Origin of the sequence: Nonomuraea roseoviolacea subsp. carminata, from assembly GCF_024172185.1 — a bacterium.
Taxonomy (GTDB): Bacteria; Actinomycetota; Actinomycetes; order Streptosporangiales; family Streptosporangiaceae; genus Nonomuraea; species Nonomuraea roseoviolacea.
Map to the genome: position 1 here is coordinate 8,221,365 of NZ_JAMZEC010000001.1, position 24,169 is coordinate 8,245,533.

A 24,169-nucleotide genomic window follows, 5' to 3' on the forward strand; every position below is an offset into this window, starting at 1 on the left:
CCCCGCGCGACGCGGACGGCCGAGGCTCGGCCGGGTCAGCGGTCACCCGGTTCCCACCACACCAGGTGGGCGGCCGCCTGGGCCACCGGCTCGATGATCTCCCACGCCTCGGCGATCAGGCCGTCGGCGATCCGCCAGATGTCGACGACCGCGATCTCCGGCCCGCCGCCCGGGAGCCGGCGCAGTGAGTGCATCACGACGTGGTCGCCGTCGGCCAGCACGTGCCGGATGTCGACCTGCATGCCGGCGAGCGGGGGGAGCGCGGCGCGTACGGCGGCGAGCCATTCGGTCTTGGTTGAGGAGGTCGCATCCGGCCGGTGATGGAGGAAGGCGTCGCTCAGCAGCGGCGCCAGCGCATCGACGTCGCCCGTCGCGACCAGTGCCGTCAGCGCCCGCTGGACGATGCTCTTGTTGTCCGGGGTGGTGCTCTGTGTGGTCATGGGCAGCAAGTGTCGCCGTCGTCGGGACGGCTGTCGATGAAATCGCATGTCATGGCGTTCCGCCGGGTGAGGAGTAGCATCGGCGGCCATGCGCACGGTGGGGGAGATGTTGCGGCACTGGCGGCGGCGTCGCGGGCTCAGCCAGCTCGATCTGGCGATCGCCGCCGACGTCTCGGCCCGTCACGTCAGCCTGGTGGAGACCGGCAAGTCCAACCCGAGCGCCGACATGATCCTTCGGCTCGCCGCCCAGCTCGACGTGCCGTTACGGGAGCGCAACCGGCTGCTGCTCGCCGCCGGCTTCGCGCCCCGCTACGCCGAGCGCCCGCTCGACGGGCAGGCGCTGTCGGCGGCCTGGGACGCGGTCGCGAGGGTGCTGCGCGCGCACGAGCCGTACCCGGCGCTGGTCATCGACCGCCGGTGGAACATCGTGATGACCAACCGCGCCATCGACCCCTTCCTCGCGCACGTCGCCCCCCACCTGCTCCGGCCGCCGATCAACATGCTGAGGCTGGGGCTGGACCCGCGCGGGCTCGCCCCGCACATCGTCAACCTGGCCGAGGTGCGCTCACTGCTCCGCACCCGGATCACGCGCCGGCTCGCCGCCGCCCCCGACCCCGAGCTCACCGCGCTCTACGAGGAACTACTGGCGCCCGGCCGAGACGACGCGAGCCACCCGCTCGCATCCGAGGTCACGGTCCCGATGATCTTCAATTTCGGGGGACGGGAGCTGCGGCTGTTCTCGACCACCACCACGTTCGGCACCCCGATGGACATCACCTTGGACGAGGTCGCGATCGAGTCGTACTACCCGACGGACGCCGAGACCGCCGCCTACTTCACCACGCCCGAGACCGGCGCTCCAACCGCCACGTAGCCCGTCACTCGCTGAACGCCTCGAACAGCTCCGCGAAGGCGGCAGATGACGCGGCCACCCCGGACTCGGTGCGGGCCATCCACGACTTCTGGACCACCCTCTACCAGGCGATCGACGACTGACCCGCCCTCACGCCCCCATGATCGAACCGGCCAGGAGGAGGAACAGGGGCACGCGCCGGCGGCGGGCGAACTCGGCCGGGTCACCGTCGAGACGATCGTGACGTGGGGCGCACTCGCGCAGCGCGGTGACGGCGAAGCGCGCGCGGGTCAGGGCGGTGACGTAGTCCTCGACGGTGCGGTGGTACCAGGTGACGGTGTCGCCCATCCAGTCGCGCCGGCGCGGGCCGGTGTCGAAGTAGTCGTCCACGACCCAGTCGGTGCGCGCCTCCTTCGCGCCCCGAGGGGTCTCGTGGGAGGTGATGACGGGATGGACGACCGTGACCAGCAGCCGCCCGCCCGGGGCCAGCGCACGCCGGCAGGCCGCCAGCACGGGGTCGAGGTCCTCGACGTAGTGCAACGCCAGCCGGGAGACGATCAGATCGAAGGTGTGCGGCGGGGCCGAGAACGCCTCGATGTCCATCCGTTCCACGCGGCCCGGGGTGCCTTGGAGGGTGGCGGTGGCCGCTCGGACCATCTCGGCCGAGCCGTCGATGCCGAGATAGCCGCGGCAGCCTGAGGCGAGCAGGGTCCGGCCGATGGCGGCGTCACCGCAGCCGAGGTCCAGCACGCGCAGGCCGGAGACCGGGCCCAGTTCGTCGAAGAGCGCCGGTTCCTCCATGACGTGGTTGGGGCTGCGCGTTCCGCTGTGGCGGTGCCGCAGGTAGCGCTCCAGCACCTGGGGCGCGTCGTAGAAGGCGCCCCCTCGAACGGGATCAGGCTCCCCGGCCGCATTCGACGTGATCATGATGCGAAGGGTATTCGGCTCGTCCGGCGTCACAGCCAGCCGCGTTCCTCCGCGATCAGGGCGGCCTCCGTGCGGGTGGCCGCGCCGAGCTTGCCGATGGCCGCCGACAGGTGGTTGCGCACCGTCCCGTTGGACAGGCTCAGCGCCCTGGCGATCTCTGCGACGGTCCCGCCGCGCCGCGCCACGCGCAGCACGTCGCGCTCGCGGGCGGTCAGGGGACTGGCCCCGCTGGTCAGCGATTCGGCCGCCAGCGCCGGGTCCACGACCCGCAGGCCCGCGTGCACGCGGCGGACCGTGTCGACCAGGTGCTCGGGCGAGGAGTCCTTCACCACGAAACCGGACGCGCCGGCCCGCATCGCCCGGGTGAAGTAGCCGGGCCGTCCGAACGTGGTGCAGATGACGACCCGGCACGACGGCAGGGCGAGGCGCAGGCGTTCGGTCAGGGCCAGGCCGTCCATGCCGGGCATCTGCACGTCGATCAGCGCGACGTCGGGCCGGGTGCGCAGCGCCGCCTCCAGCGCCTCCTCGCCCGTCGCGGCCTGGGCGGCGACCTCGATGTCGGGTTCGAGGGCGAGCATCGCGGCGAGCGCGCCCCGTACCAGCGCCTGGTCATCGGCGAGCAGGAGCCTGATCATGCGCGGCTCCCCAGGAGCGGGAGCCCGGTCATGCGCGGCCCGCCCGAACGCCGGAGCCCGGTCATGCGCGCCCCGTCCGGAGCCCGGTCATGCGCCGCTCGCCCGAACGCCGGAGCGCGGTCATGCGCGCCCCCCGGAGCCCGGTCATGCGCGGCTCGCCCGGAGTAGGAAGCCGCCCTGAGGCAGCGGGCCCGCCTCCAGCAGGCCGCCCACCGCGCGGAGCCGCTCCGCCAGCCCCGCCAGACCGCTGCCCGCCAGACCGCTGCCCGCCAGGCCGCTGCCCGGCGGTCGCCCGGCGGCGCCCGTGGCGGCGGCACCGGCGGCACCGGCGGCGGTGGCGTGGCCGTTGTCGCGGATCTCCAGGCTGGTCTCGGTCAGGGTGACCTCGCAGCGGGTGGCGCCGCTGTGCCGGATGACGTTCGTGACGCCCTCGCGCAGCACGTACGCGAACGGCTCCCTGAGGTCCTCGGCCACCTGATCCACGCTCTCGGGCAGCACCGCGCCGATGCCCGCCGCCCGCAGCGCGGCCCGGACCCCGCTCAGCTCCGCCGTCAGGGACGGCCTGCGCGAGCCCGAGACCGTGGCGCGGATCTCCGCGTGCGCCTGCCGGGAGAGCCGTTCCACGTCGCGGACCTCGGCGAGCGCGAGCCCGGGATCGGCGCCGCGCTCCAGCAGGCGGCGGGCCAGCCCCGCCTTGGCGGTGATCGTGGTGAGGCTGTGGCCGAGCACGTCGTGCAGGTCGCGGGACAGGCGCTCGCGCTCGGCGGCGGTGGCCAGCGCCTCGATCTCCTTGTTGGCCTGGCCGAGCTGGACGAGCAGGCGGATCAGCAGCAGCACCGCGACCGGGGTCACGATCTGGGTCAGCACGGGCGGGAGCAGCTCCCACGACAGGGCGCCCGCCGCGCCGTACAGGGTGAGCAGCCGGATCACCGCCGCCGCCCCGGCCAGCATCAGCGCCCAGACGGTGGGCAGCAGCCAGGCGGCCGCGCTCAGGGTGAAGCCCAGCAGCGCAAGCGGCTCGCCGCCGTGGGCCGCCGGCACGGACACGCCGAGGGCGGACAGCCACACCAGCAGCGCGATCCTGGTCCTGGGCGTCCACGTCACGCCGTACGCCATGGCGGCGATCCAGCTCGCCGCGTACGCCAGCGCCAGCACGACGGCCAGCGGGCCGCGCCCCGGCCGGAACGCCTCCCACAAGGGCCAGACCAGCAGCCCGGCCAGCACCGCCAGGCCGCGCGCCCACCGCCACCGCTGGGACTCGTCGCGCTGCGGACGCCACGAGGGCCACGCACGTTCCATGCCCGCCAGCCTAAGGACGATCAGCCTGGGGACGGTCAGCGTGGGAACGACCAGCCTGGGAGCGACCAGCCTGGGGACGGTCAGCCACGGGCGCCGTCACGCCGGTAGCGCGCGATGACGGCCACGCCCAGCGCCACCGTGTACGCCGCCAGCACCGCCGGCGCCGACCCCAGCCGGCCGGAGCCGGACACGGCGCCGTGCCCGATCTCGGCCAGCCAGTAGCTCGGCAGCACCCTGGCCACCCCCGCCAGCACCGGCGGGAAGGAGGCGACCGGGATCAGCAGCCCGCCGACGAAGCCGAGCAGGAGCAGCAGCCCGCCCTGGTAGGTCTGCACGTTCCGCGCCGAGCAGAGCTGCCCGACGAGCAGCCCGAGCAGCGCGAACGGCGCCGTGCCTAGCCAGATCCCGAACACCGCCTGCGCCCACCCGGCGAAGGGCAGGCGCACGTCGGCGGTGAGCGCGGCCACCAGCGCCACCCCCACGACCGGCGGCAGCGCCACCAGCATCGCCACAGCACCCTTGGCCACCAAGTAGCCCGCGCCGGACAGCGGCGTCAGCCGGAGCTGCCGCTGCCAGCCCGCGCCCCGCTCCACGGCCGTGCGCGCGCCGGTGTCCAGCGCCGCCTTGAACGCCCCGAACGCCGCCAGCCCGCCCATCAGGTACGCGGGCGTGGCCCCCTGACTCTGGTACAGGTGCGACAGCAGCACGAACAGCCCCACCGGGAGCGCCACGGCGAACACCAGGAACCTGGAGTCCCGCACCGCCCGCCTGATCTCGAAGCGCAGGTAGCCGCCCCTCATCGCGCCGCCACCTCCTCGCCGGTGCGGCCCGCGCCCGTCAGCAGCACGAACGCCTCCTCCAGGCTCGCCGAGCGGATCTCGACGTCGCGGGCGCCGGGGTGGCGGGCCAGCAGCGCGCGCAGCGCGCCGTCGGAGTCGGAGCAGCGCAACGCGACCCGGTGGCCGTCGCCGGCCGGCCGGGCGTCCACCACGCCGGGCAGCGCCAGCAGCTCCGCCGGACGGGCCCCGGGGACGAGCGCGGTCACCGTCCGGCCGCCCACCCGCGCCATGACCGCGCCCACCGGCCCGTCGGCGACGATCGTGCCCTCCCGCATGAGCACGACCCGGTCGGCGTGGGCCTCGGCCTCCTCCAGGTAGTGGGTGGTGAACAGCACGGTGCGGCCCGTGGCGGCGAACTCGCCCATCGCGTGCCAGAACTCGCGCCGCGCCGTCACGTCCATCGCCGCCGTGGGCTCGTCCAGCACCAGCAGGCCGGGGTCGGGCACCAGCGCCATGGCCAGGCGTACGCGCTGCGTCTGCCCGCCCGACAGCCTGGCCGCCCGCCGCCGCGCGAGATCGCCGATGCCGGCCAGGCGCAACGCCTGGTCCACGGGCATCGGCGTGCGGTGCATCGAGGCGATCATGGTGAGGATCTCGCCTACGGTGGCGTCCTCCAGCAGGGTGACCTCCTGGAGCATGGCGCCCACGAGGCCGGCCGCGAGCGCCCGGCGCGGGTCCTGGCCGAAGAGGGCGATGTCGCCGGAGTCGGGCGGGGTGAGGCCGAGCAGGAGGTCGACGGTCGTGGACTTGCCCGCGCCGTTGGGGCCGAGTAGCGCCACGACCTCGCCGGGCGCGATCAGCAGGTCGATCCCGGCGACCGCCGGCCGGTCGCCGTAGCTCTTGCGCAGGCCGCTGAGGGCCACCGCGTGGGGTGTGATGCGTTCCATGCCCGCCAGCATGGGCGCGGCCGGGCGCACGTTCCTGGGCCGCCTGTCACGGTTCCGCTGTGACAGGCGTCACACGGGTAGGCGCCGCCGATCAGGCCGGGCGGTCGCCGTGCTCCAGGGCCTCGTCGGCGCGGGCGCCGGACAGGATGGCGTCGAGCAGGCCCGGATAGCGGGCGTCCAGGTCCTCGCGCCGCAGGACGAGCAGGTTCTCCCGCCCGGAGGGCCGCTGCCAGATGACGCCGCTGTCGCGCAGCACCCGCCAGTGATGGGTCATGGTCGACTTCGCGGTGATCCCGAGCGTGTTCAGGACGCTCGTGCAGTTGTGCTCGCCGCCGGCGTCGAGGACGCGCGCGACGGCCAGGCGCACGCCGTTCCCCAGCGCCGACAGCACGTCTTCGATGCGGATCTGGTCGCGGTCGGGATGACGGAAGGCCATGGTCCCACTGTACCGCGATTGTCGAACAAAGGGCTCTCGCTGTGGCATAGTTCGATCGTACGTATATCCGCGTACAGTCGTTCCAGCTCCCTCCGAAGGGCGTCGCATGTCCACACCATCCGCGCTGTCCGCACCAGCCGCCGGCCGGGCCAGGCCCCGGCTCGGCTGGACCCTGGCGCTGCTGGCCCTGGCCCAGCTCATCTACGCGCTCGACCTCAACATCGTCTTCGTCGCGCTCCCGAAGATCGGCGCCGACCTGGGCTTCCCCGGCCAGACCCAGCAGCTCGTGGTCAGCGCCTACGTCGTCTTCGCCGGCGGCTTCCTGCTGCTCGGCGGCCGGGCGGCCGACCTGCTCGGCCGCCGCCGCATGTTCGTGCTCGCCCTGGCCCTGTACGCCGTCTCCTCGCTGGCGGGCGGGCTGGCCGGCGGTCCCGTCGTCATCATCGTGGCCCGCGCCATCCAGGGCATCGGCGGCGCGCTGCTGCTGCCTTCCACGCTGGCGCTGCTCAACAGCCTGTTCGCCGAGGGCCCGCAGCGCAACCGCGCGCTGGCGGTCTGGGGCGGCGCCGGCGCCAGCGGGCTGACCATCGGCGCCCTGCTCGGCGGCCTGCTGACCCAGAACTTCGGCTGGCCCGCCGTCTTCTTCGTCAACGTCCCGCTGGCCGGGCTGGTCGCGCTGGTCGCGCTGGCCGTCATCCCGCGCGACCCGGCCAGGGGGGAGCGGCGCAGGTTCGACGTGCCGGGGGCGCTGAGCGTCACCGGCGGATCGACCCTGCTGGTCTTCGCCCTGGTCGAGGGGCCCGAACTGGGCTGGGGCAGCCCCCTGGTGGCCGGCGCGTTCCTGCTGGCCGCCGCGCTGCTGGCGGTCTTCGCGCTGGTCGAGGCCCGCAGCGCCGACCCGCTCATGCCCTTCCGGCTGTTCCGCAACCGCAGCCTGACCGTCGGCATGCTGGTGACCTTCATCTACATGGCCACCTTCGGCGTCCTGCCGTACTTCCTGACCGTGCTACTGCAGAGCATCCACGGCTACAGCGCCCTGCAGACCGGTCTCGCCTTCCTCATCCCCTCCCTGGCCATCGCCGCCGGCACCCAGGCCGGCGAACGCCTGGCCACCCGGATCGGCACCCGCACCACGCTGCTGATCGGCTTCGCGGTCGGCGTGGCCGGCACCGCCGTCCTGGCGCTCGGGTTCGACGCCGAGGCCGGCTACGGCCTGCTGGTGCCCGGCCTCGTCGTCTCCGGCGTCGGCCAGGGCGTCGTCTGGACCGCCATGTGGATCGCCGCCGCGACCGGCACCGCCGCCCACGAGCAGGGCGTGGCCAACGGCATCGCCTCCACCGCGCTCAACATCGGCAACGCCATCGGCCTGGCCGTCTTCACCGTCATCGCCGACCTCGGCACCGCGGGCAAGAGCGGCCAGGCGCTGCGCGCCGCCACGGCCGACGGCGAGTTCGTCGTCGTCCTGCTCACCGCGGCGGCGATGATCGCCGGCCTGCTGATCACGCTCACCTTGCCGCGCCTCGCCCGCCGGTCCTAAGGGCGCCGGACGCCGGCCGGGGCGTCCCTGCGCGAGCGGAAGGTGCGGCGGTAGGTGTCCGGGGGCACGCCGACCGTGCGGGCGAAATGCCGGCGCAGCGTCGTGGCGGTGCCCATGCCGGTGGCCGCCGCGATCGCCTCGACGCTGTCGTCGGTGGTCTCCAGCAGCTCCTGGGCGTGGCGGATCCGCTGCGTCAGCAGCCATTGCAGCGGGCTGGTGCCGGTCACCGCGCTGAAGTGGCGGCTCAGGTTGCGCGCGCTCATCCGGGCCCGGCGGGCCAGGTCCTCCACGGTCAGCGGCTGGTCCAGCCGTTCGATCACCCAGGGGAACAGCTCGGCGAGCGGGTGGTTGTCCGGGGCGGGCACCGGGGCGGTGACGAACTGGGCCTGGCCGCCGTCCCGGTGCGGCGGCACCACCAGGCGGCGGGCGACCGCGTTGGCGACCGACGAGCCGTGGTCGAGGCGGACGAGGTGCAGGCACAGGTCCATGGCCGCGGCCTTGCCGGCGGAGGTCAGCACGCTGCCGTTGTCCACGTACAGCACGTCCGGATCCACCTCCACCCGGGGGTAGCGGGCGGCCAGGTCGCGCGTGTGCGCCCAGTGCGTGGTCGCGCGCCTGCCGTCCAGCAGGCCGGCGGCGGCCAGCACGAACGCGCCCGTGCAGAGGGACGCCACGCGCGCGCCCGCCTCGTGCGCCGCCCGCACCGCCTCGACCAGGTCGGCGGGCGGCTCGACGTCGACGTCGGCCCAGCCCGGGACGATCACGGTGTCGGCGCGGGCGAGCCGGTCGAGGCCGTGGTCGGGCTCCAGCAGGAACCGGCCGGCCCGCACGGAGCCCGGCCCGCAGACGACGAGGCTGTACCAGCGGTCCGCGCCGGTCAGGGGGGTGCCGAAGACCTCGTACGCGAGCGACAGCTCGAAGTGCAGCATGCCGTCGGTGGCGGCCAGCGCGACAGTGTCCATGTCCGGAATTGTACGCATCATGGCGTTCCAGACACTCGTCGCGGGACGCCGTCCTCGCCAGGGTTGTCGCGACGCAGTTCCTGTGAGGACAGAGGGAGACGACCATGGCATCGGGACAGACGGTGACGGTGTACGGCGCGTACGGGCACACCGGGCGTTTCGTGGTGGCGGAGCTGCGGGAGCGCGGGTTCGTCCCGATCGCCGCCGGCCGCGACGCCGAGAAGCTGAAGGCGCTGGCGGCGGCCGAGCCCGGGCTGGAGATCCGCCAGGCGTCGGTCGACGACCCCGCCGCGCTGGACGCCGCGCTGGCCGGCACGGCGGCCGTGATCAACTGCGCCGGGCCGTTCGCCACGACGACCGCCCCCGTGATCGAGGCGGCGCTGCGCGCCGGGATCCCGTACGTGGACGTGGCGGCCGAGATCGAGGCCAACGCCGACACCTTCGCGCACTTCGCCGACCGCGCCCGCGCCGCCGGAGCGGTGGTCGTCCCCGCGATGGCCTTCTACGGCGGCCTCGGCGACCTGCTGGCCACCGCCGCGATGGGCGACTGGAGCTCGGCCGACGAGGCGCACATCGCGTACGCGCTGAGCAGCTGGCACCCCACGGCCGGGACGCGCGCCTCGGGCGCCGTCTCCCGGCAGCGGCGGGGCAGCCGGCGCATCGTGTACACCGGCGGCCGGCTGACCCACCGCGACGACGCTCCGCCGACCCTGGAGTGGACCTTCCCCGAGCCGACGGGCCCCCGGGCCGTCATCGGCGAGTTCACGATGGCCGACGTCGTGACCGTCCCCAGCCACCTGTCCATCCCCGAGGTGCGCACCTACATGACGGTCGAGGCCGCCAGGGACGTGCTGGCCCCGGACACGCCGACGCCGGCCCCGGCCGACGAGCGGGGACGGTCCGCGCAGACGTTCCTCGTGGACGTCGTCGTGCGCTCCGGCGGAAGCGAACGGCGCGCCGTGGCGCGCGGCCAGGACATCTACGCCGTCACCGCGCCGCTCGCGGTGGAGGCGGTGGACCGCATCCTCACGGGCCGCACCAGGACGGTCGGCGTCGCCTCCGCCGGCGAGATCTTCGACGCGCCGGACTTCCTGCGCGCGCTGTCCCCGCACATCACCTGGGAAGGGCCTCGCTGACCGGGCTCGAACCGGCGTCCACCCGGTCCCGAGCCGGGCGCTCTACCTCTGAGCTACAACGAGGCCACGTCCATCATGCCCGGCGCCGCGGAGTCGTTCCACCGATATACGCGCCACCGATATACGCGATCGCCCACCGTCACGGCAGGTCGCTGATCACGATCCCGGAGGCCAGCCCGTGGCAGACCTCCGGGAGGAGCTCCGGATCGACGCGCTTGCCGCTGAACACGCCCGCCCGCCTCAGCAGGGACGCCCACACCGGGTCGGCGATGCTCACGCCGTGCACCAGCTCGGGCGTCGGCCGGAACGCGGCCACCCCGCGCCGGGCCGCGGGCGCCGTCCAGCCGGACTTCTCCGGGTCCAGGCCCGCCGCGCGGCAGGCCGCCTCGACGTCGGCGCGGGTGCAGGACGCCGTCCCGTCCAGCACCTCCCAGGGCGGCGGCAACGCCGCCCACACCGCGGTGCCGGGATCGAGGCCCCCGCCGGTGCCGCGGTGCCAGGCGGCCAGGTCGGCCGCCATCAGCCGCATCGCCTTGCCGGGGCAGGCCACCTCCAGCAGCTCCAGGGCGTCCAGCGACGCCAGGCAGGCCAGCCAGCCGGCCCGGGCGGCGTTGTAGGCGCCGGCCAGGTTGTTCCAGGTGGTGGAGTCGTCGCCGCGCCGTACGATCATCGAGGCGCGGTCGACGCCGCCGGGCCGGCACGCGCGCAGCAGGGCGGCGCTCTCCCGCATGACCGCCGACCACTGGCCGAGCAGCCGTCCCCGCTCCTCCTCCGTCAGGCGCTCCAGGACGTCCGGCGTCGTGCGCACCTGGGCGATCATCCACCAGTCGCTGGAGTCCGCGCAGCGATCGAGGAGGACGGCGGCGACCTCGTCGAACGGGTTGTCGCGCCCCGCCAGGCTGAACTCCCGGCGCAGCTTGCGGCGCGCGGTGTAGTACGCGACGAAGCAGGCGGCGTCGGCGTCGGCCAGGAAGCGCTCCCGCGGGATGCCGGCGCCGAACCCGGTCACGCCGACCATGAGCAGCCGCCGCTTGTCCTGCTCGGCGCCGAGGACGCCCGCCTTGGCGGCGAGCCGGCGCAGCATGCGGAAGCGGCGGTTGTACTGCCGCTTGGACAGGTCCATGCCCGCCGCGTCCCGGGCGTGCCGGTCGAGCCGGTCGGCCAGGAAGTCGGTCCGGTCCGGCGTCCACCGCATCGGCGCTCCCAGGGCCGCCGCGAACTCCAGCAGCGCCCGCGGATCGTCCGGGTCGACCTCCAGGGATCGCTCGAACAGCCGGGTCGCCGCCGCGACCTGGCGGCTTCCGCCGACCGGCCGGGCGTAGTCGGCCGGCATCGAGGAGAACCACGCCGACCGGAGCCAGGAGTGCCGGGCGGCGCGCCCCAGCACCACGCGCTCGCGCCTCGTCAGCCGCCCCTCCAGCGCCTGCAGCACCAGCTCGGCGACGTCCTCGGGCCGGTGACGCCGATCCAGCGACTCGTGCAGTTCGGCGAGGATCTCGTGGCTGGAGCGGCCTCCGCCGCCGGTGAACCCCATGCCCGCCATCATCGCCGTCGCCCGCCCGCCAGATCGACCGGATTTTCGGCGCCGGGCGGGCGCGGCCCCGGAGCGGGGGCGGTGACGTGGGAGGGCGCCTGATCCGTTGTGAGATGCTGCTTTCGTGACGACCCAGCCTGCCGCACCGCCCCCGCGCCGCGGGCGTGGCCGTCCCGGCCACGACCAGGCGGCGGTCCTGCGCGCGGCGGTGGAGCTGTTCAACCGCAAGGGGTACGACGCCACCAGCATGGGCGACCTGGCCAAGGAGCTGGGCCTGACCAAGCCCGCCATCTACCACCACGTCACCGGCAAGGAGCAGCTGCTCGGCCAGGCCCTGGACGACGCGCTCGACGAGCTGACCGCGGTCGTGACCGAGGCGTCCGGCGAGCGGGCCGGCGGGAGCGCGTACGAGCGGCTGCGCGAGGTGGTGCGCCGCAGCGTCGAGGTCCTCGTCGCGCACCAGCCGTCCGTCACGCTCCTGCTGCGGGTGCGCGGCAACAGCGAGGTCGAGCTGGCGGCGCTGGAGCGGCGCCGCTGGCTCGACGACCGCCTGGCCGCGCTCGTCACCGACGCCGTCGCGGAGGGCGCGCTGCGCGACGACGTGCCGGCGACGCTGGTCAGCCGGCTGCTGTTCGGCATGGTGAACTCGCTGGTCGAGTGGTACCGGCCGGACGGCGCCTACGACCGGGCGATGGTCGCCGACGCCGTCACGGCCATCGCCTTCGACGGCCTGGCCCGGCACGAGAGCCGGGTCTGAAGGGGTCTCACCAGGTGTAGAAGCCCTGGCCCGTCTTACGGCCGAGATGTCCGGCGGCGACCAGGTCGCGCAGGATGCGCGGCGGCTCGAACCGGGGCCCCAGCTCGCGCGCCAGGTGCTCGGCGATCGCGAGCCGCACGTCCAGGCCCACCACGTCGGTGGTGCGCAGCGGCCCCATCGGGTGGCGGTAGCCGAGGGTCATCGCCGTGTCGATGTCGGCCGCGCTCGCGACGCCCTCCTCCAGCATCCGCATCGCCTCCAGGGCCAGGCCGACGCCCAGCCGGCTGCTGGCGAAGCCCGGAGAGTCGGCGACCGTGATCGGCGTCTTGCCCAGCTCGGCCGCCCACTCCTGGGCCCGCGTCACCAGCGCCGGATCGGTGCGCGGCCCGGTGACGATCTCAATGAGCGCGCTCACCGGGACGGGGTTGAAGAAGTGCAGCCCGAGGAAGCGCTCCGGCGCGGCCAGCCCGGAGGCCAGCGCGCCGATCGACAGGCTGCTGGTGTTCGAGGCCAGCACCGCTCCCGGCGCCGCCTTCTCGACCAGCGCGAACACCTGGGCCTTGAGCGCCGCGTCCTCCGGGACCGCCTCGATGACCAGCTCGCACGGGCCCAGCTCGCCGGGGTCGGACGTGGTGCGCAGCCGGTCGAGGGCGTCCAGGTCGGCCTTGCCCTTGGCCAAGCCGTCGCGCACCCGGGCGCGGGCCCGCTCGGCCGCCTCCGGGCCGTCCTCGACGACGATCACGCGGCTGCCCGAGGTCAGGAACACCTGCGCGATCCCCGACCCCATCCGCCCGCCGCCGAAGACGCCGACCGTCCGTGGCAGGCTCATGATCGCCGCTCCAGGAATGCCGTCATGCGCATGTGCTTCTCCTCCGTCTCGAACAGGACCGCCTGAGCCACGTCGTCCACGAACGGGTGCGCGCCCCGGGGGGCGTGGAAGACCGCCTTGGTCAGCCGGGTCGCCAGCGGCGCCCGCGCGGTGATCCGGTCGGCCAGCCGATGACCGGCCGCCAGCAGCTCCTCCGCCTCCACGACCTCGTTGAGCAGCCGTACGGCGTGCGCCTCCTCGGCCGTCAGCACGCGGCCGGCCAGCAGGATCTCCTTGGCCAGCGGCTCGCCGACCAGCTCGGCCAGCCGCCAGGCCGCCCCGGCCGCCGCCATGATGCCGAGGCCCGTCTCCGGGTTGCCGATCCGGGTGGCGGGCGTGCCGATCCGGAAGTCGCAGGCGTAGGCCAGCTCGGCCCCGCCGCCCAGGGCGTACCCGTCGAGCAGGGCCACGGTCGGCATCGGCAGCCGGTGGATCCGCTCGAAGATCTTGGAGTTGATGCCGCGCAGCGCGTCGTACAGGTCGCGTTCGCGGAGCTGGGCGATGTCGGCCCCGGCCGCGAACGTCGTGCCCTCGCCGGTGAGCAGGACGACGCGCGGCTTGTCCTCGACGGCGGCGCACGCCTCGTGGAGCCGGGCGACCAGCTCGCGGTCGATGGCGTTGCGCACCTCCGGGCGGTTGAGCCGCCACACCACCCGGTCCTCGGCCTCCTCGACGATCAGGCTGGTCATGGGCGCTCCACCAGCAGAGCGGCGCCCTGGCCGACGCCGACGCACAGGGTGGCCAGGCCGCGCCGGCCGCCGGAGCGTTCGAGCCGGCCGAGCAGGGTGACGAGGATGCGGGCGCCCGAGGCGCCCAGCGGGTGCCCGAGGGCGATCGCGCCGCCGTCGGCGTTGACGCGGTCGAGGTCGAGCCCGAGGTCGCGGACGCAGGCGAGCGACTGGGAGGCGAACGCCTCGTTCAGCTCCACGGCGTCCAGGTCGTCGACGCTCCAGCCGGCGCGCTCCAGCGCCTTGCGGGTCGCCGGGACCGGGCCGACGCCCATGATCTCCGGCGCCACCCCGGCGCTGGCCGCCGCCACCAGCCGCGCCCGGGGCGTCAGGCCGTGCCGGTCGAGGAAGCGGTCGCTGACCACGACGACGGCCGCGGCGCCGTCGTTGAGCGAGCTGGAGTTGCCCGCGGTGACGATCCCGCCGGGGCCGTTGACCGGGCGCAGCCGCGCCAGCCGCTCCAGGCTCGTGTCGGGCCGGGGCCCCTCGTCGGTGTCGACGACGCCCTCGCCGGTGGTGACCGGGACGATCTCGCCGGCGAAGCGGCCCTCCTTGGCCGCCGCGACGGCGCGTTCGTGGGAGCGCAGCGCGAACGCGTCCAGCTCCTCCCGGGTCAGGCCCCAGCGGCGCGCGACGGTCTCGGCGGTCTGCGGCATGGAGGCGGTGGTCTCGGCGTCGAAGCGGGGGTTGGTGAAGCGCCAGCCGATCGAGGTGTCGAACGAGGCGCCCGGCTTGGCGAACGCCTTGGCCGGCTTCTCGGTGACCCACGGCGCGCGGGTCATCGACTCCACCCCGCCCGCGACCACCACGTCGGCGTCACCGGCGGCGATCATGGCGCGCGCGGTCGCGACCGCGGTGAGCCCCGAGGCGCACAGCCGGTTCACGGTGAAGCCGGGCACCGAGTCGGGCAGGCCCGCCAGCAGCAGGGCCATCCGGGCAACGTTGCGGTTGTCCTCGCCGGCCTGGTTGGCCGCGCCGAGCACCACCTCGTCGACGAGCTCGGGGGAGATCCCCGCGCGGGCCACGGCCTCGCCCACGACGAGGGCGGCCAGGTCGTCGGGCCGGACGTGGGCGAGCGCGCCGCCGTAGCGGCCGATCGGCGTCCGCACGCCGGAGACGACGAAGGATTCGGGCATCACAAAGCTCCTTAGGCGTCGTAGTCGACGGTGACGCGCTCGCCGACCGGAAATGTCTGGCAGGTCAGGACGAACCCGGCGTCCAGCTCGGACTGTTCGAGGGCGTAGTTGCGGCGCATGTCCACCTCGCCGTCCCGCACGACCGCGCGGCACGTCCCGCAGACGCCACCCTTGCAGGCGAACGGCAGGTCCGCGCGCGCCGCCTGGGCGCTGTCGAGCAGCGTCGCCTCGCGCGAGACCGTCGAGGTCGTGCGCAGGCCGTCGAGGACGACCGTCAGCTCGCTCGTCGCGCCGGGCGCCACCCCGTCGGCCGCCCGTCGCGGCTGCGGCGGCGGCTCGTCGACGTAGAACAGCTCCACGTGCACGCGGGACGCCGGGACGCCCAGGTCGGCGAGGACCGCACGCGCCTCCTGGATCATCGCCAGCGGCCCGCAGAGCCAGACATGGTCGAACACCTCGACCGGCACCAGCTCGGTCAGCAGGCGGCGCAGCCGGTCGCCGTCGAGCCGCCCCGAGAACAGCTCGACGTCGCGCGGCTCCCGCGAGAGCGCGTGGACCACCTGGAGCCGGGAGCCGTACCGGTTCTTCAGGTCGCCCAGTTCCTCGGCGAACATCACGGTGCGGCTGCTGCGGTTGCCGTACAGCAGCGACACCTGGGCCTCGGGGTGGGTGAGCACGGTCGAGGCGAGCGACAGCATCGGGGTGATGCCCGATCCGGCGGCGACGCACAGGTGCCGCTCGCCCATGGCGGGGTCGGCCTGCCAGGAGCCGGTCGGCGTCTGCACCTCGATCCGCGTCCCCGGCGCGACCTCCCGCACCAGCCAGGACGAGAACAGCCCGCCCGGGATCTCCCGGACGCCGATCCGCGGCTGCGCGCCGGCCGGCGCGCAGATCGAGTACGACCGGCGCTCCTCCCGCCCGTCCACGACGCGGCGCAGGGTGAGCGACTGGCCCGCGCGGAAGGCGTACGCCTCGCGCAGCTCGTCCGGGACGGCGAAGGTGATCGCCGCGGCGTCCTCGCACAGGTGGTCCACCGCCGCCACGGTGAGCGGGTGGAAAGTGGGCATGTCAGATCTCCTTGACGTGCTCGAACGGCTCCTGGCAGCCGGTGCAGCGGTAGAGGGCCTTGCAGGCGGTCGCCCCGAACTCCGACGTCAGCCGGGTGGCCGCCGACCCGCAGCGCGGGCAGGCCGGGGCGCTCCTGGCCGGCCCCAGCGTGAGGGGGACCGGTCCGGTGCGGCGGGGGGCCGGGCCGGGCGCCGACAGCCCCGCCTCGCGCAGCGCCGCCCGGCCGCGCTCGCTGATCCAGTCGCTCGACCAGGGCGGGTCCAGCACGATCCGCACCTCGACCCGGCCGAACCCCGCCTCCCGCAGGCGGTGGACGAGGTCGTCGCGCATGGTCGCCATGGCGGGGCAGCCGGTGTACGTCGGGGTGATCGACACGACCACCTCCTCGCCCTCCTCGCCGCCGCGCACCTCGACGTCGCGCAGCACGCCGAGGTCGGCGAGGGTGAGCATGGGCATCTCGGGGTCGCGCACCTGCCGGGCGGCCTCGGCGGCCCGTTCCCCGGCGTTCACCAGCGCCCGCTCGGGTGGGCGCGGGCGACCACCTGCATCTCGGCGAGCAGCGCGGCGAGGGCCCCGGTGTGCGCGCCTTCGCCGCCGGTGCCGGGCAGCGGCGCCCGGTCCGGCCGCTCGACGCCGCTCACGGCGAAGACCTGGTCGAGGACGGCGTCCACCTCGTCGCGCACGGTCGCGGGGTCCACGCCGAAACCGGGGCGCGGGGCGACCAGTTCGGCCTGGTACGGCCACAGGGCGTCCAGCGCCGCCTCCAGCCTGCGCCGCGACTCCTCGGTGCCCTGCGCGAGGGTGAGGAACCAGCGTCCGGCCCAGTCGCGGTGGTAGGCGACCTCCTTCACGCCCTTGGCCGCGACCGCCGCCAGCACCTGGTCGGGGCTCGTGCGCAGCCGCTCCAGCACCGCGAGCCGGGCCACCGAGAACAGCAGCAGCCGGACGACGACGTGCGCGAAGTCCCCGTTCTCCACCTCGGCGAGCCGCACGTTGCGGAACTGCTCCGCGTCGCGGAAGAAGGCCAGCGCGTCCTCGGCGGGCACCGGCGAGCCCTCGGGCAGGACGGGCACCACGCCCGGGTCGGCCGCGGCGGCCCGGGTCAGCAGCAGGCGGGCCTGTCCGAGCAGGTCCAGCGCCATGTTCGCCAGCGCGATGTCCTCTTCGAGGTCGGGCGCGCGGCTGCACCACTCCGACAGGCGCTGCGACATGATCAGCGCGTCGTCGCCGAGCATGAGGCAGTAAGCGGCCAGCTCGGCGGGGTCCACGCCCGGCGGGACCGTGGTGTCGACCCCGGCCAGGGGGTCCTCGAAGCCGGTGCCGAAGGCCCACTGGGAGGAGTCGCCGGCGTATTCGTCGTTCATGAGTGCCAACCGATCACATGTGCGGGACGTTGTCGGGGATGTCGTAGAACGTCGGGTGCCGGTAGACCTTGTCGCCGCTCGGCGCGAACATCGGGTCCTTCTCGTCCGGGCTGGAGGCCGTGATGGCGTCGGCGCGGACGACCCAGATGCTCACGCCCTCGTTGCGCCGGGTGTAGACGTCGCGCGCGTGCCGCACGGCCATCGCGTCGTCGGCGGCGTGCAGGGAGCCGACGTGCACGTGGTTGAGGCCCCGCTTGCCGCGGACGAACACCTCGTACAGCGGCCACTCCCGCCGGTCGGCGCTCATCGCGCGCCCGCCCGCTCCGCGAAGGCCGACGCGGCCTCGCGCACCCAGGCGCCGTCCTCGTGCGCGGCCCGGCGGTGGGCCATCCGCTGCGCGTTGCACGGCCCCTCGCCGCGGATGACGGCGGCGAGCTCGTCCCAGTCGGGCTCGCCGAAGTCGTGGTGGCCGCGTTCCTCGTTCCAGCGCAGGTCGGGGTCGGGCAGCGTCACCCCGAGCGCCTCGGCCTGCGGGACCGTCATGTCCACGAACTTCTGGCGCAGCTCGTCATTGGAGTTGCGCTTGATGCCCCAGGCCATCGACCGGGCGCTGTTGGGGGAGTCGGTGTCCGGCGGGCCGAACATCATCAGCGCCGGCCACCAGAACCGGTTCACCGACTCCTGGACCATCTCCCGCTGGGCGTCGGTGCCGCGCATCATCGTCATCAGCAGCTCGTAGCCCTGCCGCTGGTGGAAGGACTCCTCCTTGCAGATGCGGATCATGGCGCGGCCGTACGGGCCGTAGGAGGTGCGGCAGAGCGGCACCTGGTTGCAGATGGCGGCGCCGTCGACCAGCCAGCCGATCGTCCCGACGTCGGCGTACGACAGCGTCGGGTAGTTGAAGATCGAGGAGTACTTCTGCCGGCCGGTGAGCAACAGGTCGGTCAGCTCGGCCCGGGAGACGCCCAGGGTCTCGCACGCCGAATACAGATACAGCCCGTGGCCCGCCTCGTCCTGCACCTTGGCCAGCAGGATCGCCTTGCGGCGCAGGGAGGGCGCGCGGCCGATCCACGCGCCCTCCGGCTGCATGCCGATGATCTCGGAGTGCGCGTGCTGGGCCATCTGGCGGACGAGCGTCCGGCGGTAGGCGTCCGGCATCCAGTCACGGGGCTCGATCCGGTCGTGGCGCGCGATGGTCGCCTCGAACGCGGCCTCGAGCGCTTCGGGCTCCACCGGTGTCGTCGTCATCTTTACCTCCCCAAGCATGGCGGCTTATTTACTTATCGCTCGGTCAGTAATACGGTGGCACGTGCCGGGGCTCCTGCGCAAGGTCCCCGCGGAGAGGAGAGGACGCGTGAGCGCGCTGCTGGAGAGCTACGCCGCCGGACGATGGTTCCGGGCGGCCGACGACGGAGAGCCCCTGCTCGACGCCGCCACGGGCGAGGAGGTCGCGCGGATCTCCAGCCGGGGGCTGGACGTCGCCGCGATGGTGCGCCACGCCCGCGACACCGGCGGGCCGGCGCTGCGGTCCCTGACCTTCCACGAGCGGGCCGCCCTGCTGAAGGCGCTGGCCAAGCACCTGCTCGCGGGCAAGGAGGAGCTGTACGCGCTGTCGGTGCGCACCGGCGCCACCTCGCGCGACACGATGATCGACGTGGACGGCGGCATCGGCACCCTGTTCAGCTACGCGAGCAAGGGCGTGCGCGAGCTCCCGAACGACACCGTCTTCCTCGACGGCGGCCTGGAGCGCCTGGGCAAGGGCGGCACGTTCGTCGGCCAGCACCTCTACACGTCGCGGCCGGGCGTCGCGGTGCAGATCAACGCCTTCAACTTCCCGGTCTGGGGGATGCTGGAGAAGCTGGCCCCGGCCTTCCTCGCCGGGCTGCCCTCGATCGTCAAGCCCGCCAGCCAGACGGCGTACCTGACCGAGCTGGCCGTGCGGCTGATCATCGAGTCGGGCATCCTGCCCGAGGGGGCGCTCCAGCTCGTCGCGGGCGGCGCCGGCGGGCTGCTCGACGAGCTGACCGTCCAGGACTCCGTCGCCTTCACCGGCTCCGCGCACACCGCCGGCATCCTGCGCCGCCACCCGAACGTGCTCGACGGCGGCGTCGTGCTGGGCGTCGAGGCCGACTCCCTGAACTGCTCCATCCTCGGGCCGGACGTGCGGCCGGAGGACCCGGAGTTCGACCTGTTCGTCAAGGGCGTCGTCACCGAGATGACGGTCAAGGCGGGACAGAAGTGCACCGCCATCCGCCGGGTCATCGTGCCCTCGGCCATGGCCGACCAGGTCGTCGAGGCGCTGGCCGCGCGCCTGTCGAAGGTGACCGTCGGCGACCCGCGCAACCCGGACGTCCGGATGGGCGCCCTGGCCAGCCTCGGCCAGCGCGACGAGGTGCGCAAGGCCGTCGAGGCGCTGCGGGCCAGCGCGGAGGTCGTCTTCGGCGAGCCCGCCGGCGCGTCCCTGCTCGACGGCGACGCCGAGCGCGGCGCGTTCATGACCCCGCTGCTGCTGCGCGCCCGTCCCGGTGCCACCGAGCCGCACGACGTGGAGCCGTTCGGGCCGGTCGCCACCGTGCTCGCCTACGACGGCCTGGACGCGGCCGTCGCGCTCGCCGCGCGCGGCAAGGGCAGCCTCGTCGCCTCCGTCGCCACCCACGACCCGGACGTCGCGCGCTCCGTCGTCCTCGGCCTCGCGCCGTGGCACGGCCGGGTCCTCGTCCTGGACCGCGACGACGCCAAGGAGTCCACCGGGCACGGCTCGCCGCTGCCCGTCCTCGTCCACGGCGGCCCCGGCCGGGCCGGCGGCGGCGAGGAGCTCGGCGGCGTGCGCGGGGTCCTGCACCACATGCAGCGCACCGCCGTCCAGTCCTCCCCGGACCTGCTCACCGCGGTCACCGGGCGCTGGACCACGGGCTCCGCGCGCGGCGAGTCCGGCGTCCACCCGTTCCGCAAGTCCCTGCGGGAGCTGCGGATCGGCGACACGATCGCCTCCGCGCCGCGCACGGTCTCGCTCGCCGACATCGAGCACTTCGCCGAGTTCACCGGCGACACCTTCTACGCGCACACCGACGCCGAGGCGGCGGCGCGCAACCCGCTGTTCGGCGGCATCGTCGCGCACGGCTACCTCGTCGTGTCGCTGGCCGCCGGGCTCTTCGTGGACCCGGCGCCCGGACCGGTCCTGGCCAACTTCGGCGTGGACGCGCTGCGCTTCCTCACCCCGGTGAAGGCGGGCGACACGATCGACGTGACGCTGACCGTCAAGCAGATCACGCCGCGCAGCTCGGCGGACTACGGCGAGGTCCGCTGGGACGCCGTCGTCGCCAACCAGGACGGCCAGCCGGTCGCCACGTACGACGTGCTGACCCTCGTGGCCAAGACCTGGCCGATGCCCGAACAGGAGGGCTGAGGTGGGCGAGGCTCCGCTCCGGCTGGAGCGTGACGGCGCCGTCGCCGTGCTGACCCTCGACCGGCCGGAGCGCCGCAACGCGCTGGACGGCGAGCTGAAGACGGCGCTGCGCCGGGCTCTGGAGGAGGTCGCGGCCGACGACGCCGTCCGCGCCGTGCTGCTGACCGGGGCGGGCAGCGCCTTCTGCGTCGGCCAGGACCTCGCCGAGCACGCGGCGGCCCTGCGCTCCGACGCCGGGCACGCCTTCGACACCGTCGAACGGGACTACGCGCCGGTCATCCGGCTCCTGGCCACCATGGGCAAGCCGGTCGTCGCCGCCGTCAACGGCACGTGCGTCGGCGCCGGGCTGGCCCTCGCCCTGGCCTGCGACCTGCGGGTGCTCGCGGAGGAGGCGGTCTTCGCCACGGCGTTCACGGCCATCGGGCTGACCTGCGACTCGGGGCTGTCGCTGACGCTCGCCCGGGCGGTCGGCGAGGCCAAAGCCAAGGAGCTGGTCCTGCTCGGCGAGTCGTTCGGCGCCCGGCAGGCGGTGGAGTGGGGCATCTCGGGCCGGGTCGTCCCGCGCGCGGAGGTCGGGGCGGTGGCGCGTGAGCTGGCGGCCCGGCTCGCCGCCGGGCCGACCGCCGCCTACGCCGAGTCCAAGCGGCTGATCGCGGCGGCCTGGGACCAGGACCTCGGCGCGGCGCTCACCGCCGAGGCCCGCGCCCAGGCCCGCCTGGGGCTGACCGCCGACCACGCGGGAGCGGTGGAGGCGTTCCTCGGCAAGCGGAAGCCCGCCTTCGAGGGACGCTGAACCGCGGAGGGCCCGATCGCCGGGCCCTCCGCCGTGCCGGTCAGCGTGGGGTGAGGACGCAGAACTCGTTGCCCTCCGGGTCGGCGAGGACCGTCCACGGCACGTCGCCCTGGCCGAGATCGACGTCGGTCGCGCCGAGAGCCCGCAGCCGGGCCACCTCCGCCGCCTGGTCGTCGCCGGGGTACGGCCGGAGGTCGAGATGGATGCGGTTCTTTACGATCTTCGCGTCGGGCGCGCGGAGGAACTCGAGGTAGGGCCCGACGCCCTTGGCCGAGCGCAGCGTCGCCTGGTCGTCGGTGACCCGGTGCACGGTCCAGTCCATCGCCTCGCCCCAGAACCGGGCCATGGCCCGCGGGTCGGCGCAGTCGACCACCACCGCGGCCATCGGCCCGGTGTCCCGGTAGATCTCCCGGGGCTCCAGCACGCAGAGCTCGTTGCCCTCCGGGTCGGCGAGGACCGTCCACGGCACGTCGCCCTGGCCCACGTCGGCGGGGGTCGCGCCGAGAGCCCGGAGGCGCGCGACCAGGTCGGCCTGATGGGCCGCGGAGGTGGTGGCCAGGTCGATGTGCACGCGGTTCTTCACCGTCTTGGGCTCGGGGACGGCGACGACGGCGAGGACGAGGGCGGCGGGGTCGGGGTAGGCGAGACCCTCGGGTCCGACGCCGGTCTCGCCCGGCTCCTCGTCGGCGACGGTCCAGCCGAGCGCCTCCGCCCAGAACCGGCCGAGCGTGGAGGGGTCCCGGGCGTCCATGGCCAGATGGACGAGTCGCAGCGCCATGCCGCCGATCTTATCGCCTGCATTATGCTCGTTGGGCGAGTTAATGAGCCGACGAGGAGGGCGGCATGACCGACGACGTGACCCCGTTCCATCTCGACGTCCCCGAGGCCGTGCTGGACGACCTGCGCGACCGCCTGCGGCGCGCCCGCTGGCCGGAGGAGGAGACGGCCGGCGACTGGTCGCAGGGCGTCCCCCTGGACTACCTGCGGGAGCTGTGCCGCTACTGGGCCGAGGAGTACGACTGGCGGGCCACCGAGCGGCGCCTGAACGCCCTGCCGCAGTTCCGCACCACCATCGACGGCCTCGGCGTCCACTTCCTGCACGTCCGCTCGCCGTACGAGGGCGCCATGCCGCTCGTCCTGACCCACGGCTGGCCCGGCTCGGTCGTGGAGTTCCTCGAGGTGATCGGCCCGCTCACCGACCCGGTCGCCCACGGCGGCGACGCCCGCGACGCCTTCCACGTGGTGTGCCCCTCGCTGCCCGGCTACGGCTTCAGCGACAAGCCGGCCCGGCAGGGCTGGGGCGTCGAGCGCATCGCCGACGCCTGGATCCGGCTGATGGCCCGCCTCGGCTACGACCGCTACGGCGCGGCGGGCTCCGACTGGGGCACCACCGTCACCACGCTCGTCGGCCGGCGGGACCCGGACCACGTGGCCGGCATCCACCTCGTCCCGCCGCTCGCGGCCCCGGACCCGGCCACGTTCGGCGACCTCACCGACGCCGAGGCCGCCGCGCTGGAAGCCCTCGAACGCGCCCAGGAGAGCGAGGACGGATACTCGCTGGAGCAGTCCACCCGGCCCCAGACCATCGGCTACGGCCTCGTCGACTCCCCGGTGCTGCTGTGCGCCTGGATCATCGAGAAGTTCCGCTCCTGGACCGACTGCGACGGCCACCCCGAGAACGTCCTCACCCGCGACGAGCTCCTCGACAACCTCATGTTCTACTGGCTGCCCGGGACCGGCGCGTCCGCCGCCCGGCTCTACTGGGAGAGCTTCAGGCAGGTCCAGCGGCTCTTCACCGCCGGGACGACGGACGTGGTGACGGTCCCGGCCGGCTGCTCGGTCTTCCCCAAGGAGAACCCCCGCCCCTCCCGGCGCTGGGCCGAGCGGCGCTTCACCGACATACGGCACTGGAACGAGCCGGACAAGGGCGGCCACTTCGCCGCGTTCGAGCAGCCCGAGCTGTTCGTCGAGGAGCTGCGCGCCTTCTTCCGCCTCGTCCGCTGACCGCTCGCCGGGCGCCTGTCACTGGGCGCCCGCCCCGCGGGCCTCCTCGAACACCAGCCACGTACGGGTGGCGCGCACGTTCGGGATGTCCTGGATGAGCTCCAGCACCACGTGCCGCAGGGTGGCGTTGTCCGGGGTCCTGACCAGGGCCAGGACGTCGAAGTCGCCGCCGAGCAGGGCGAAGTGCTCCACATACGGGGTATCCCGCAGCCGGGCCGACACCGCGCGCCAGGAGTTCTGCTCGATGGTGAGCGAGACGTACGCGCTGGTCCCGAGACCGGCCCGGTGCGGGGCGACCTGCGCCGTGAAGCCGGTGATCACCCCGGCGTCCATCAACCGGGTGATCCGGGCGTAGACGTTGGCGCGGGAGACGTGCACGCGCTCGGCGAGGGTGCGCATCGAGATCCGGCCGTCCCGCCGCAGCTCGGCGATGATCGACCGGTCCACCCCGTCCAGCGGCGCGGCCGAATGTCCCGCCGGCCCCTCCCCGGCGCCGTCGTTCAACGACAATTGGCCCTCCCAAAGCCTGCTTTAAACCTCTTTGTCGCTCATCATGCCCG

26 protein-coding genes and 1 tRNA gene are annotated in these 24,169 nt (G+C 74.3%); 7 read left to right on the forward strand and 20 right to left on the reverse strand.

What is annotated here, in order from left to right; genetic code table 11:
- Positions 1 to 35 precede the first annotated feature (35 nt).
- Positions 36 to 440 carry a nuclear transport factor 2 family protein gene (locus tag HD595_RS38135; RefSeq protein WP_253777865.1) on the reverse strand — a complete coding sequence of 135 codons (405 nt, stop codon included), beginning with the start codon at positions 438 to 440 and terminating at the stop codon, positions 36 to 38.
- 88 nt (positions 441 to 528) lie between these two features.
- Here HD595_RS38135 and HD595_RS38140 point away from each other — a divergent pair, with 88 nt between their 5' ends.
- Positions 529 to 1,314, forward strand: a complete 786-nt coding sequence (locus tag HD595_RS38140) for a helix-turn-helix domain-containing protein (RefSeq protein ID WP_253777866.1) — start codon at positions 529 to 531, stop codon at positions 1,312 to 1,314.
- A gap of 129 nt (positions 1,315 to 1,443) precedes the next feature.
- Here HD595_RS38140 and HD595_RS38145 read toward each other — a convergent pair whose 3' ends face one another.
- From HD595_RS38145 to HD595_RS38170, 6 genes are all read right to left on the reverse strand, one after another.
- On the reverse strand, positions 1,444 to 2,220 hold the full coding sequence (locus HD595_RS38145) for a class I SAM-dependent methyltransferase (RefSeq protein ID WP_253777868.1): 777 nt from the start codon (positions 2,218 to 2,220) through the stop codon (positions 1,444 to 1,446).
- A gap of 29 nt (positions 2,221 to 2,249) precedes the next feature.
- Positions 2,250 to 2,855 carry a response regulator transcription factor gene (locus HD595_RS38150; RefSeq protein WP_253777870.1) on the reverse strand — a complete coding sequence of 202 codons (606 nt, stop codon included), beginning with the start codon at positions 2,853 to 2,855 and terminating at the stop codon, positions 2,250 to 2,252.
- A gap of 144 nt (positions 2,856 to 2,999) precedes the next feature.
- Positions 3,000 to 4,154, reverse strand: a complete 1,155-nt coding sequence (locus HD595_RS38155; RefSeq protein WP_253777872.1) for a sensor histidine kinase — start codon at positions 4,152 to 4,154, stop codon at positions 3,000 to 3,002.
- Between the two features lie 80 nt (positions 4,155 to 4,234).
- Positions 4,235 to 4,954, reverse strand: a complete 720-nt coding sequence (locus HD595_RS38160; protein WP_253777874.1) for an ABC transporter permease — start codon at positions 4,952 to 4,954, stop codon at positions 4,235 to 4,237.
- On the reverse strand, positions 4,951 to 5,880 hold the full coding sequence (locus HD595_RS38165) for an ABC transporter ATP-binding protein (protein ID WP_253777876.1): 930 nt from the start codon (positions 5,878 to 5,880) through the stop codon (positions 4,951 to 4,953). Before HD595_RS38165 ends, HD595_RS38160 begins: the two co-directional genes overlap by 4 nt.
- Before the next feature lie 91 nt (positions 5,881 to 5,971).
- Positions 5,972 to 6,316: an ArsR/SmtB family transcription factor gene (locus HD595_RS38170; RefSeq protein ID WP_253777878.1), complete on the reverse strand. Its 345-nt coding sequence runs from the start codon at positions 6,314 to 6,316 to the stop codon at positions 5,972 to 5,974.
- Between the two features lie 106 nt (positions 6,317 to 6,422).
- On the opposite strand from HD595_RS38170, the gene HD595_RS38175 reads away from it, so the two are divergent.
- Positions 6,423 to 7,853, forward strand: coding sequence for an MFS transporter (locus HD595_RS38175; protein ID WP_253777880.1), 1,431 nt, complete (start codon positions 6,423 to 6,425; stop codon positions 7,851 to 7,853).
- On the opposite strand, the gene HD595_RS38180 is transcribed toward HD595_RS38175, so the two are convergent.
- The gene (locus HD595_RS38180; protein ID WP_253777882.1) at positions 7,850 to 8,815 is read right to left on the reverse strand and encodes a helix-turn-helix domain-containing protein; all 966 of its coding nucleotides are present in this window, start codon (positions 8,813 to 8,815) and stop codon (positions 7,850 to 7,852) included. The genes HD595_RS38175 and HD595_RS38180 overlap by 4 nt on opposite strands.
- A gap of 104 nt (positions 8,816 to 8,919) precedes the next feature.
- On the opposite strand from HD595_RS38180, the gene HD595_RS38185 reads away from it, so the two are divergent.
- Positions 8,920 to 9,951: a saccharopine dehydrogenase NADP-binding domain-containing protein gene (locus HD595_RS38185; RefSeq protein ID WP_253777884.1), complete on the forward strand. Its 1,032-nt coding sequence runs from the start codon at positions 8,920 to 8,922 to the stop codon at positions 9,949 to 9,951.
- Here the strand turns inward: HD595_RS38185 and HD595_RS38190 are convergent.
- Positions 9,943 to 10,014 (reverse strand) — tRNA-Pro (locus HD595_RS38190). The two genes, HD595_RS38185 and HD595_RS38190, sit on opposite strands and share 9 nt — an antisense overlap.
- A gap of 76 nt (positions 10,015 to 10,090) precedes the next feature.
- Positions 10,091 to 11,485: a hypothetical protein gene (locus tag HD595_RS38195; RefSeq protein WP_253777886.1), complete on the reverse strand. Its 1,395-nt coding sequence runs from the start codon at positions 11,483 to 11,485 to the stop codon at positions 10,091 to 10,093.
- Positions 11,486 to 11,609: 124 nt separating this feature from the next.
- On the opposite strand from HD595_RS38195, the gene HD595_RS38200 reads away from it, so the two are divergent.
- On the forward strand, positions 11,610 to 12,242 hold the full coding sequence (locus HD595_RS38200; protein WP_253777888.1) for a TetR/AcrR family transcriptional regulator: 633 nt from the start codon (positions 11,610 to 11,612) through the stop codon (positions 12,240 to 12,242).
- A 7-nt stretch (positions 12,243 to 12,249) separates the two neighbouring features.
- Here HD595_RS38200 and HD595_RS38205 read toward each other — a convergent pair whose 3' ends face one another.
- From HD595_RS38205 to paaA, 8 genes are read right to left on the reverse strand one after another with little or no spacing between them, the layout of a single operon-like run.
- Positions 12,250 to 13,071: a 3-hydroxyacyl-CoA dehydrogenase family protein gene (locus HD595_RS38205; RefSeq protein ID WP_253777890.1), complete on the reverse strand. Its 822-nt coding sequence runs from the start codon at positions 13,069 to 13,071 to the stop codon at positions 12,250 to 12,252.
- Positions 13,068 to 13,799 carry an enoyl-CoA hydratase/isomerase family protein gene (locus tag HD595_RS38210; RefSeq protein WP_253777892.1) on the reverse strand — a complete coding sequence of 244 codons (732 nt, stop codon included), beginning with the start codon at positions 13,797 to 13,799 and terminating at the stop codon, positions 13,068 to 13,070. The genes HD595_RS38205 and HD595_RS38210 overlap by 4 nt, the downstream gene beginning before the upstream one ends.
- Positions 13,796 to 14,974: a thiolase family protein gene (locus HD595_RS38215; RefSeq protein WP_253777894.1), complete on the reverse strand. Its 1,179-nt coding sequence runs from the start codon at positions 14,972 to 14,974 to the stop codon at positions 13,796 to 13,798. Before HD595_RS38215 ends, HD595_RS38210 begins: the two co-directional genes overlap by 4 nt.
- An 11-nt stretch (positions 14,975 to 14,985) precedes the next feature.
- Positions 14,986 to 16,041, reverse strand: a complete 1,056-nt coding sequence (gene paaE, locus HD595_RS38220) for a 1,2-phenylacetyl-CoA epoxidase subunit PaaE (protein ID WP_253777896.1) — start codon at positions 16,039 to 16,041, stop codon at positions 14,986 to 14,988.
- A 1-nt stretch (position 16,042) separates the two neighbouring features.
- Complete coding sequence (gene paaD / locus HD595_RS38225) at positions 16,043 to 16,498, reverse strand: 1,2-phenylacetyl-CoA epoxidase subunit PaaD (RefSeq protein WP_253781441.1); 456 nt, start codon at positions 16,496 to 16,498, stop codon at positions 16,043 to 16,045.
- Between the two features lie 50 nt (positions 16,499 to 16,548).
- A complete protein-coding gene (gene paaC / locus HD595_RS38230) occupies positions 16,549 to 17,406 on the reverse strand; it encodes a 1,2-phenylacetyl-CoA epoxidase subunit PaaC (protein WP_253777898.1) in 858 nt (285 codons plus the stop codon).
- A 13-nt stretch (positions 17,407 to 17,419) separates the two neighbouring features.
- Positions 17,420 to 17,713, reverse strand: coding sequence for a 1,2-phenylacetyl-CoA epoxidase subunit PaaB (gene paaB, locus HD595_RS38235; RefSeq protein WP_175593209.1), 294 nt, complete (start codon positions 17,711 to 17,713; stop codon positions 17,420 to 17,422).
- Positions 17,710 to 18,654, reverse strand: a complete 945-nt coding sequence (paaA, locus tag HD595_RS38240) for a 1,2-phenylacetyl-CoA epoxidase subunit PaaA (protein ID WP_253777900.1) — start codon at positions 18,652 to 18,654, stop codon at positions 17,710 to 17,712. The genes paaB and paaA overlap by 4 nt, the downstream gene beginning before the upstream one ends.
- Positions 18,655 to 18,760: 106 nt before the next feature.
- Between paaA and paaZ the strand changes: the two genes are divergently transcribed.
- Both paaZ and HD595_RS38250 read left to right on the forward strand, forming a co-directional pair.
- Complete coding sequence (gene paaZ / locus HD595_RS38245) at positions 18,761 to 20,812, forward strand: phenylacetic acid degradation bifunctional protein PaaZ (RefSeq protein WP_253777902.1); 2,052 nt, start codon at positions 18,761 to 18,763, stop codon at positions 20,810 to 20,812.
- A gap of 1 nt (position 20,813) precedes the next feature.
- Complete coding sequence (locus HD595_RS38250) at positions 20,814 to 21,605, forward strand: enoyl-CoA hydratase/isomerase family protein (RefSeq protein ID WP_253777904.1); 792 nt, start codon at positions 20,814 to 20,816, stop codon at positions 21,603 to 21,605.
- Between the two features lie 40 nt (positions 21,606 to 21,645).
- On the opposite strand, the gene HD595_RS38255 is transcribed toward HD595_RS38250, so the two are convergent.
- Positions 21,646 to 22,383, reverse strand: a complete 738-nt coding sequence (locus HD595_RS38255) for a VOC family protein (protein WP_253777906.1) — start codon at positions 22,381 to 22,383, stop codon at positions 21,646 to 21,648.
- Between the two features lie 65 nt (positions 22,384 to 22,448).
- Here HD595_RS38255 and HD595_RS38260 point away from each other — a divergent pair, with 65 nt between their 5' ends.
- Positions 22,449 to 23,609, forward strand: a complete 1,161-nt coding sequence (locus HD595_RS38260) for an epoxide hydrolase family protein (RefSeq protein ID WP_253777907.1) — start codon at positions 22,449 to 22,451, stop codon at positions 23,607 to 23,609.
- An 18-nt stretch (positions 23,610 to 23,627) separates the two neighbouring features.
- On the opposite strand, the gene HD595_RS38265 is transcribed toward HD595_RS38260, so the two are convergent.
- Positions 23,628 to 24,119: an Lrp/AsnC family transcriptional regulator gene (locus HD595_RS38265; RefSeq protein WP_253777909.1), complete on the reverse strand. Its 492-nt coding sequence runs from the start codon at positions 24,117 to 24,119 to the stop codon at positions 23,628 to 23,630.
- Positions 24,120 to 24,169: the final 50 nt, after the last annotated feature.